This is a genomic window from Streptomyces sp. URMC 127 (assembly GCF_051386535.1).
GTDB lineage: Bacteria > Actinomycetota > Actinomycetes > Streptomycetales > Streptomycetaceae > Streptomyces.
Genome location: NZ_JBPQTW010000235.1, coordinates 1 through 10202, shown reverse-complemented (window position 1 = coordinate 10202; position 10202 = coordinate 1). Strand labels below are relative to the sequence as shown.

Sequence of the window (10202 nt, the reverse complement as noted above, 5' to 3'; positions counted from 1 at the left end):
GGTACAAAGAGGGCGGGCGGGGCGTCAGGCGGCGGAGAAGCGGATGGCCGCGTCGGGGATGACGGTGCCGCACCAGATGCGGGCGCCGTCGCACAGTTCGTTGTCGGCACCGACCTCCGCGTGGTCGCCGATCACCACGCCGTCGAGGCGGGTGCGCGGGCCGACCCGGGCGCCCCGGCCGATCATGCTCGCGCGGATCCGGGCGCCGCCCTCGATGCGGGCGCCGTCCAGGACGACGGATCCGTCGACCTCGGCGCCCTCCGCGACGTACGCGCCCGCGCCGAGGACGGTGCCGCCGCTCAGCCGGGCGCCGGGCGCGGCGTGGGCACCGGGCAGCAGCAGGTGCTCGCCCGGCTCCCCGGGAACGGCGGGCGAGCGGACGACGCCCCGGACGAGGTCGGCCGACGCCTGCACGAAGGAGGCGGGGCGGCCGAGGTCCAGCCAGTACGAGGCGTCGACCACGCCGTGCAGCAGCGCCCCGGAGGCCAGCAGCCCGGGGAACGTCTCGCGCTCGACGGAGACCGGCCGGCCGGTGGGGATGGAGTCGATGACGTCGCGCCGGAAGACGTAGGCGCCGGCGTTGATCTGGTCGGTGACGATCTCCTCGGGGCGGCGCGGCTTCTCGGTGAAGGCCAGGACGCGCCCGCCGGCGTCGGTGGGGACGAGCCCGAAGGCCCGCGGATCGGCCACCCGGGTCAGGTGCAGGGTGACGTCGGCCTGCGCCCGTTCGTGGCGGCGCAGCAGGCCCCTGATGTCGAGTCCGGTGAGGATGTCGCCGTTGAAGACGAGGACGGGCCCGGCGGGGCCGGTGGTGAGGGCCTCGGCGGCGCTGCGGATGGCGCCGCCGGTGCCGAGCGGCTCCTCCTCGGTGACGTAGGTCAGGCGCAGGCCGTGCGCGGAGCCGTCGCCGAAGTAGGGCTCGAACACCTCGGCGAGGTAGGAGGTGGCGAGGACGACGTGGCGGACCCCGGCGGCGCGGGCGCGGGCCAGCTGGTGGGCGATGAAGGGCACTCCGGCGGCCGGGACCATCGGCTTCGGCGTGTTGAGGGTGAGGGGCCGCAGGCGGGTCCCCTTGCCGCCGACGAGCAGTACCGCCTCTGTCATGCCACCGTCCTCGCCGTCGTCAGTGCACCGTGTCAGTTTTTGCGGCAATTTACACTACAATCAGTTCTCTGCGACATCTGCTACAAATGTCTGCTTTGCGTGGCGGCCATACCGGGACGACCGTAATGGGAGAGGCCCTTGCGACCCCTGCGATCCTTGCGAGCGGCGACCCCGGGGCTCGCGGCCCTCGGCCGGGAGTTCGCCAAGTTCGGCACGGTGGGCGGCCTCGGCATCGTCGTCAACCTCGCGGTCTTCAACCTCTGCCGCACGGTCACCGGGCTGCCCGTCGTGCGCTGCAGCGTGATCGCGACCGTGGTCGCCATCGCCTTCAACTACCTGGGGCTGCGTCACTTCGCCTACCGGGACCGCGACCGCAGCCGACGCAGCCGCCAGGTCGCCCTCTTCGCCGCGTTCAGCGCCGTCGGGCTGGTCATCGAGAACGGGGTGCTCTACGCGGCCACGTACACCTTCGGCTGGGACACCCCGTTCCAGAACAACCTCTTCAAGTTCCTGGGCATCGGCGCCGCCACGCTCTTCCGCTTCTGGTCCTACCGGGCGTGGGTGTTCAGGGCGCTGCTCCCGCCCGGCGCCGACGGCGCCAAGGACACCGGCAGCACCGACGAGACAGGCAGCACCGGCGGCCCCACGGATCACGGCGAGCCCTCGAACAGCACGAGCAACCCCGCCGCGTACCACCCCGAGACCACCGCACCTCCACCGTAGAGACACACCCGCACCCCAAGCGGAGCACGCGCGAGCGGCCTCGCCGCCAACAGCAGCAGAACCGGCAGGAACGGCAGCATGAAGCGCGGCTTGGACAGCGGCGAACCCGGCGTGCCCACTATCAGCACCCACGCCAGCGCGAGCGTCGCCACCAGCGGCCACGGCACCCGCCGGTCCCGGGCCAGCGCCCACACCCCCACCGCGCCCAGCACCAGCACCGCGATCACCGCGGCGGTCCGCAGGTCCGCCACCCGCCCGGCGTGCCGGTACAGCAGCATGTCCTTCAGCACGTGCGCCGTCCCCGCCCCGAAGTCGAACGACTGCCCCCACGCGCGCTCGGCCTCGAACCAGCCGTCGACGCGCCCCACCTTGCTCCCCAGGAACAGCCAGCTCGCGAGTATCCCCAGCGGAGCCGTCAGCAGGGCCACCCAGGCCCGCCAGGCACGCCGGGAGCCCCGCTGCCGCACCAGCTCCCAGCCGGCCGCCAGGGCGACCGTGCCCACCACCACCGACGCGGACGGCCGCACCGCCCCCGCCACGGCGCACAGCGCCGCCGCCGTCAGCCAGCGGCGCTGAAGCACGGCCAGCAGCGTCCAGATCAGCGCGGCGCTGAAGACGGCCTCCGAGTAGGGCACCCACAGGGCGAACGCGTACGGCGAGCACGCCCACAGCGCCACGCACGCGTACCCGGCGCCCGGCCGCCCGCCGACCGCCCGCACCAGCCGGAACACCCCGGCCGCCGCCGCGGACGCCGCCGTCCACGACACCACCACCCCGGCCCAGACCACGGGCAGCCCCGTCACCAGGTGCACCGCCCGGATCAGCCCGGGCACCAGCGGGAAGAACGCCAGCCTGCTGAACCTGGGCTTCCCGTCCGGGCCGTACGGGATCTCCACCGGATAGCCGTGCTGCGCGATGTGCAGGTAGTGGCCGCTGTCCCAGCGGCGCAGCACCGCCTCCGGCGCCCGCCCGAAGTGCCGGCTGACCAGCAGCATGACCGTGAATCCGACGGCCGCCACCACCAGGTAGAGGGCCACCGCCCGGGCGGTCTCGTACCGGGCGTACGCCGGTGGGCCCGGCCGGGCGGAGCTCCCGGCGGCAGGCCTCCGGGCGACTGCGGGAGCAGGGCCGGAGGGGGCGGCAAGGGCTGCTGAGGAGGGGGACGCGGGCCCGGAGGGGCCGGACGTCAACCGGAAAACGGCCTTCATCCGTCCCTCATAGCACGGCAAAAGGACGGCCCCGGGGGATTTGTCCCCGGGGCCGTCCCTTGTTCACTCCGGCGTCAGCGGTGCGTCATTTCCTCCGCGGATTCCCGCCGGCGCCGTGCTCGCGCGCCGTCAGGAGTGCGTCCGCAGCAGCGTGCGCATCGTCCGCATGGCGACCGACAGGTTCGCCAGGTCGAAGGCGTCCGACCCGCGGATCTCGTCGAGCGTGGTGCGCGCCCGGCCGAGGATCGCCGCGTTCTTCTCCTCCCAGGAGGCGAAGCGCTGCTCCGGCGTCGAGGAGCCGTTGCCCACCGAGAGGATGTCCGCGGTGAGCGCGGCGTGCGCCGCGTAGAGGTCCTCGCGGATGGAGGCGCGGGCCATGGACTGCCAGCGGTCGGACCGCGGCAGCTCGATGATCCGGTCCATCAGCTGGGTGATGTGCAGCCGGTCGGCGAGGTCGTAGTAGACCTCGGCCACGTCCAGCGGCTCCTTGCCGGTGCGGTCGGCGACCGCGACGACGTCCAGCGCGGGGAAGACGGAGGAGAAGCCCGCCACGCGCACGGCCAGCTCGTCCGGGACGCCGGCCGCCACCAGCTCGTCGTGGATGGACTGCCACCACTCCATGTCGGCGCCCTTGAGCAGCTTGGGCAGCTCGCCCCAGACCTTGGCCACGCCGTCCTGGAAGAACTCGATCGTCCCGGCCAGCTCCAGCGGCTGCGGGCGGTTGTTGAGCAGCCAGCGGGTGCCGCGCTCGACCAGGCGCCGCGAGTGCAGCCGGATGCGGGTCTGCACGTCGGCCGCGACCACGTTGTCCAGGCCCTCGACCGCGTCCCACACGGCGCCGAGGCCGAAGATGGCGCGGGCGGCGGTCTGCGCCCGGACGATCTCCTCCAGCGAGGCCCCGGTCTCCTCCCGCAGGCGGTGCAGGAAGGTGGAGCCGCCGCTGTTGACGGTGTCGTTGACCAGGACGGTCGTGATGATCTCCCGGCGCAGCGCGTGGCCGTCGACCTGCTCGCGGTAGCCCGTGGTCAGCGGCTGCGGGAAGTAGGCGTGCAGCAGCCGCTCCAGGTACGGATCGTCCGGCAGGCCGGTGGCGAGCAGCTCCTCGGCCGTGGTGATCTTGATGTAGGCGAGGAGGACGGCCAGCTCCGGCTGGGTCAGGCCGCGGCCCGCGGAGAGCCGCTCGCGGATCTGCCGGTCGGTGGGCAGGAACTCCAGGGCCCGGTCCAGGTGGCCCTCCCGGCCCAGGCGGCGCATGATCCGCTGGTGGGCGTGGAGCAGGCTGGGGGCCTGCTCCACGGCGTTGGCCAGGGCCGTGTTCTGCGCGTAGTTGTTGCGCAGGACGAGCTCGCCGACCTCGTCGGTCATCTCGGCGAGGAGCTTGTTGCGCTGCTTGACGGTCATGTCGCCGTCGGTGACGAGCGCGTTGAGCAGGATCTTGATGTTCACCTCGTGGTCGGAGGTGTCCACACCGGCGCTGTTGTCGATCGCGTCGGTGTTGATCCGGCCGCCGTTCGAGGCGAACTCGATCCGGCCGAGCTGGGTCAGGCCCAGGTTGCCGCCCTCGCCGACGACCTTGACCCGCAGGTCCTGGCCGTCGACGCGGATGGCGTCGTTGGCCTTGTCGCCGACCTCCGCGTGGGACTCGGTGGAGGCCTTGACGTACGTGCCGATGCCGCCGTTCCACAGCAGGTCGACCGGCGAGCGCAGGATGGCCTTCATCAGCTCGGCGGGGGTCATCTTGGTGACGCCCGCCTCGATGCCGAGGGCCGCCCGTACGTGGGCGTTGACCGGGATCGACTTGGCGCTGCGCGGGTGGATGCCGCCGCCCGGGGACAGCAGCTCCTTGTTGTAGTCGGCCCAGGACGAGCGGGGCAGCTCGAACAGGCGGCGGCGCTCGGCGTAGGAGACGGCCGCGTCCGGCGTGGGGTCGATGAAGATGTGCCGGTGGTCGAAGGCGGCGACCAGGCGGATGTGCTCGGAGAGCAGCATGCCGTTGCCGAAGACGTCACCGGACATGTCGCCGACGCCGACGACCGTGAAGTCCTCGGTCTGGGTGTTGTGGCCCAGCTCGCGGAAGTGGCGCTTGACCGACTCCCAGGCGCCGCGGGCGGTGATGCCCATGCCCTTGTGGTCGTAGCCGGCCGAGCCGCCGGAGGCGAAGGCGTCGCCGAGCCAGAATCCGTAGGACTGGGCGACCTCGTTGGCGATGTCGGAGAACGTCGCGGTGCCCTTGTCGGCGGCGACGACGAGGTAGGTGTCGTCCTCGTCGTGGCGGACGACGTCCTTCGGCGGCACGACCTCGCCGCCGACCATGTTGTCGGTGATGTCGAGGAGGCCGGAGATGAAGGTCTTGTACGAGGCGATGCCCTCGGCCAGCCACGCGTCGCGGTCCAGGGACGGGTCGGGCAGGCGCTTGCCGACGAAGCCGCCCTTGGCGCCCACCGGCACGATGACGGTGTTCTTCACCATCTGGGCCTTGACCAGGCCGAGGATCTCCGTGCGGAAGTCCTCGCGGCGGTCGGACCAGCGCAGGCCGCCGCGCGCGACCTTGCCGAAGCGCAGGTGCACGCCCTCGACGCGCGGCGAGTACACCCAGATCTCGAAGGCCGGGCGGGGCGCCGGCAGCTCGGGGATCGCCTGCGGGTCGAGCTTGATGGACAGGTACGGGCGCGGCCGGCCGTCCTCGCCGCGCTGGAAGTGGTTGGTGCGCAGGGTGGCCTTGATGACCGTGAGGAAGGCCCGCAGGATGCGGTCCTCGTCGAGGCTCGCGACCTGGTCCAGGGCGCCGTCCAGCTCCTCCAGCAGGCCGTCGGTGAGCTCGTTGCCGGCGCGCTGCAGCGCGGGCGACATCCGGGCCTCGAAGAGGTTGACCAGCAGGCGGGTGGTGTGGACGTTGTTGCTGAGGGTGTCCTCCATGTACGCCTGGCTGAAGGGCCAGGCGGCCTGCCGCAGGTACTTGGCGTAGGCGCGCAGCACCATGGCCTGGCGCCAGTCGAGGCCGGCGCGCAGCACGAGGTTGTTGAAGTTGTCGTTCTCCGCGGCGCCGGTCCACACGGCCGCGAAGGCCTCCTGGAAGCGGGTGCGGGCGTCGTCGCCCTCGATCCGCTCGGGCATGCGCAGCCCGAAGTCGTAGATCCACGCGGTGGTGCGGTCCGCGCAGCGCAGCTCGTACGGCCGCTCGTCGACGACCTCGACGCCGAGGCGCTGCAGGACCGGCAGGACGGCGGAGAGGGAGACCGGCTCGCCCGTGCGGTAGATCTTGAAGCGGCGCTCGCCGGGGGCCGCGCCGACCGGCTCGTAGAGGCTGAGCTCGAAGTCGCGGTCGCCGCCGGCGGTGGTCAGCTTCTCCAGGTGGCCGAGGTCCGCGACGGCGGCGCGCGGGGTGTGGTCGGCCTTGTAGCCCTCGGGGAAGGCCTGGGCGTAGCGGCGCAGCAGCTCGGCGGCGCGCTCCTCGCCGACCTCGGCGGTCAGCGTCTCGGCGAAGCCGTCGGCCCAGGAGCGGGCGGCCTCGACGAGGCGGGCCTCGATGCGGTCGGCGTCGGCGTCGGTGAGGTCGGGCAGGGTGGCGCCCGGCGCGACGCGGACGACGAAGTGCAGCCGGGAGAGGACCGACTCGGTGTTCCAGGCGGTGAAGTCGACGCTGGTGCCGCCGAGCTCCTCCTTGAGGATGTCGATCAGGCGCAGCCGCACGCCGGTGGTGTAGCGGTCGCGCGGGAGGTAGACCAGCGCCGAGTAGTAGCGCCCGTACTCCTCCTGGCGCAGGTACAGCCGCAGCCGGCGGCGCTCCTGCAGGTAGAGCACGCTGGTGGCGATGGAGCGCAGCTGGTCGGCGGAGATCTGGAAGAGCTCGTCGCGCGGGTAGGTCTCCAGGATCTGGAGCAGGTCGCGGCCGTCGTGGCTGTCGGGCGTGAAGCCGGCGTCGGCGAGGACCTTCTGGACCTTGCGGCGGATCACCGGCACCCGGCGCACGGACTCGGTGTAGGCGGCCGAGGAGAACAGGCCGAGGAAGCGGCGCTCGCCGATCACGTTGCCGTCGGCGTCGAACTTCTTGACGCCCACGTAGTCGAGGTAGGAGGGCCGGTGGACCGTGGCGCGGCTGTTGGCCTTGGTGAGGACGAGCCGCTTGTGCTCGCGGGCCTTGGCGCGGGCGTCGGCGGGCAGCCGGTTGAACGACGGGGACGCCGGGCGCGGGAGGTGCGAGTGCGGGCCGTGGTGGTCCTCGTCGTGGTGCGAGGGGTCGGAGCGCAGGATGCCCAGGCCGGTGCCGGGGACGGCGCTGAGCACGTCCTCCTCACCGCCCTCGGTGGCGATCTTCGTCAGCTCGTACTCGCGGTAGCCGAGGAAGGTGAAGTGGTCGGCGGCGAGCCAGCGCAGCAGCTCGCGGGCCTCGGTGGTCTCGGAGCCGGGAACGTCCGCCGGGGCGGGCTCCTCGGGGAGGGCGTCGGCGATGCGCAGGGCGGCGTCGCGCATCTTGGACCAGTCCTCGACGGCCTCGCGGACGTCGGAGAGGACGCGGATCAGGTCGGCGGCGATCTGCTTGAGGTCGCCGCGGTCGGTCTCGCGGTCGATCTCGACGTGGATCCAGGACTCGGTGAGGGCGTCGTGCGGCAGCACGGCGTCCTTGCCGCTGCCGTGGGCGTCGCAGCTGGAGCCGAGGACCTCGAGCAGACGGCCGGTGACGTCACGGCGCACGACCACCTGCGGGTGGATCACGACGTGGATGCCGCGGCCCTGGCGGGAGAGCTCGTTGGTGACGGAGTCGACCAGGAAGGGCATGTCGTCGGTGACGACCTCGACGACGGAGTGGCTGCACGTCCAGCCGTTCTCCTCGACCGTCGGGGTGTGCACCCGGACGTTGGCCGTGCCCTGCGGGCGGGTCTCGGCGAGGCGGTAGTGGGAGACGGCCGCGCCGAAGACGTCGACGGGGTCGCGCCCGGTCAGGTCCTCCGGCGCCGTGTGCAGGTAGTAGCGCTGGAGGTACGCGGTCAGGGTCTCCGGGTCGAGCCCCGCCTCACTCTTCGGCCCCGTCGGTTGCTGCCCCCCGGCCGGGCTGTTCTCAGCGACGCGGGCCGCCCTCTCCAGCAGCTCTGCCTTGGCTTCGTCCAGCTTGGTCTGCATGTCCTCTGGCTCCTGTCGCGCGCCGTTGCGTGACATAGGTGGTGAAGGCATCACGTCGCGACGCGGGGTCTCCGGTCGTCTTCGACGGTATGCCGGAATGAGGGGTGACAGGGGCGTTCGTGGCCAACTTCATGGGATTCGTGGCATCCACGCCATGCATGGAAGCGGCCACCTCCGTGGGACGCGCCCCGCCCGAGCGAACAGCGGCTCCCCGGGTGCCGGGGCACTCCGGGCGCAGGACAGGGGCGCCGTCGCCCCTGCTGGATATCGCGCTGATCACCTCGTAAGGCTATCGCCCTCCCGGGGGGAGCCGTCATGAGCCGTTTGTGTACAAAACCCGGACCGGAACTTTGACACTCTGCACAGCGCGGTCAGCCGGCCAGCCGCTCAGCCTCGGCGACGGCCTCCGCCAGCGTGTCCACCACGGGCACCCCGGCCCCGGCGAGCGCCGCCCGGTCGTGTGAACCGCCGGTGTAGAGCACGGCGTGCGCCCCCACGTGAGCCGCCGCCACCGCGTCGTCCAGGGCGTCGCCGATGACGACCGTGCGCACGGCCGGTATGCCCTCCAGGCCGGCTATGTGGCGCGCCATGTGCTCGGCCTTGCTGCCGCCCGAGGGGCCCGTACGGCCGTCGACCCGGAGGAACCTGCGCTCGATGCCGAAGGTGCGCACGAGCGGCAGCAGGTTCTCGTGTCCGTACATCGACAGGATCGACTGGGTGCCGCCGCTCTCCTGCCAGCCCTCCAGCAGCGTCTCGGCGCCCTCCGCGAGGCCGCAGCGCAGGTGGTGGTCGTGGTAGTGCCGCTGGAAGACCCCGTCCATGTGCTCCCACTCGGCGTCGGTGGGCAGCCGGCCCATCAGCCGCTCGTAGAAGCGCGGGATGGGGACGCAGTACAGCTCGCGGTACCGCTCCAGGGTGATCGGCTCCAGCCCTATCTCCGCGAACGCGGCGTTCGTCGCCGCCATGACCGCGTCGATGTCGTGGAAGAGCGTGCCGTTCCAGTCCCAGACGATGTGCGCACCGCGCGCCCCGTGCTTCCCCATGCGAAAACTGTACGTGCCCCCTGTGACAAAGCCGCTGACCTGGGGTTCCACCAGCAGGCGGGGTGATGGGGGCGCTAGATCAGGTTGGGGATCTCCTGCACGCCGAACCACATCAGGTCGTGGTCCTCGGCCCCGTCGACCGTGAACCGCGCGTCCTCGTCGCCGCGGTCCGCGGCGTCCAGGGCGGCGGCGGCCGCCGCGACGTCCTCCTCCGCGTCACCGGCGTCGACGTGCACGGCGGCGGCCTTCGACAGCGGCACGGCCGCCGACAGCCGCACCTCGCCGCAGGCGTCCCCGTCCGGCCCGCGCCGGGGGTCGGTGACGACGGCACCCTCCGGCACGTCGACGGCGACGACCACGCGGCGGCGCGGCGCCTGCGGGTCGGCGGCGAGCAGGCGCAGCGAGCCCTCGGCGGCGCGGCCCAGGGCCGCGTACTCCAGCTCCTCGACGTCGTCGGAGCGGTACCACTCGCGCAGGGCCGGGGTGACGGCGTAGGCGTCCAGCGGGGCCGGGCCCAGCGCTCCCGCCTTGTGCGCCTCGGCGAGACCGGGGAGGGTCAAGGGGACGTAGACGCGCATGACCGCCGCTTTCCTTCGATCCTGGGGACTTTTCGGTTGCGAGATCAGCATACGGGCGCGGGTCCCCCTTCGAAGTGCAGGTGAGGCGCAGGCGGGACGGGTGCGGGCGGCCCGGCGGCGCCCCTCCTCGCGCGGCGGCCCGCCCCGCAGCCCCGCACCGGCTGCGGGTCCCCCGGATAGGTGAAACGACGGCGGACCGTGCGGCCCGCGCCGCCGTCCTTGCCGGTCTCCTGGGCCCTGGAGAAGATCCCCGACGAAAGCTACCGCCCGGTAATCGACCGGGCCCGGCACCTCGGGGGGCGATCAGCATGAACCGGACCACCGGCAGCAGGACGGCCGGCAGCAGGCCCGCCGGCGGCAGGACGGCCGCCCGCACCACCAGGCCCGGCGCCACGAGCGCGCCCCCGCGCCGCACCGGCCTCCGGCGC

General features: G+C 72.7%; 6 protein-coding genes. 1 reads left to right on the top strand and 5 read right to left on the bottom strand.

Going from position 1 to position 10202, the window contains the following annotated elements; genetic code table 11:
* Nucleotides 1–24: 24 nt before the first annotated feature.
* The gene (locus ACSNOH_RS30030) at nt 25–1104 is read right to left on the bottom strand and encodes a sugar phosphate nucleotidyltransferase (protein WP_436724596.1); all 1080 of its coding nucleotides are present in this window, start codon (nt 1102–1104) and stop codon (nt 25–27) included.
* A 156-nt stretch (nt 1105–1260) separates the two neighbouring features.
* Between ACSNOH_RS30030 and ACSNOH_RS30025 the strand changes: the two genes are divergently transcribed.
* Nucleotides 1261–1827, top strand: coding sequence for a GtrA family protein (locus ACSNOH_RS30025; protein WP_436724595.1), 567 nt, complete (start codon nt 1261–1263; stop codon nt 1825–1827).
* On the opposite strand, the gene ACSNOH_RS30020 is transcribed toward ACSNOH_RS30025, so the two are convergent.
* The 4 genes from ACSNOH_RS30020 to ACSNOH_RS30005 form a co-directional block, all read right to left on the bottom strand.
* Entirely contained in the window at nt 1755–2864 is a 1110-nt protein-coding gene (locus tag ACSNOH_RS30020) for a hypothetical protein (protein ID WP_436724594.1), read from the bottom strand. The two genes, ACSNOH_RS30025 and ACSNOH_RS30020, sit on opposite strands and share 73 nt — an antisense overlap.
* Before the next feature lie 300 nt (nt 2865–3164).
* Entirely contained in the window at nt 3165–8153 is a 4989-nt protein-coding gene (locus tag ACSNOH_RS30015) for an NAD-glutamate dehydrogenase (protein ID WP_436724593.1), read from the bottom strand.
* 371 nt (nt 8154–8524) lie between these two features.
* Entirely contained in the window at nt 8525–9196 is a 672-nt protein-coding gene (locus tag ACSNOH_RS30010) for an HAD family hydrolase (protein WP_436724592.1), read from the bottom strand.
* A 74-nt stretch (nt 9197–9270) separates the two neighbouring features.
* Complete coding sequence (locus ACSNOH_RS30005; RefSeq protein WP_436724591.1) at nt 9271–9774, bottom strand: DUF6912 family protein; 504 nt, start codon at nt 9772–9774, stop codon at nt 9271–9273.
* Between the last annotated feature and the right edge of the window lie 428 nt (nt 9775–10202).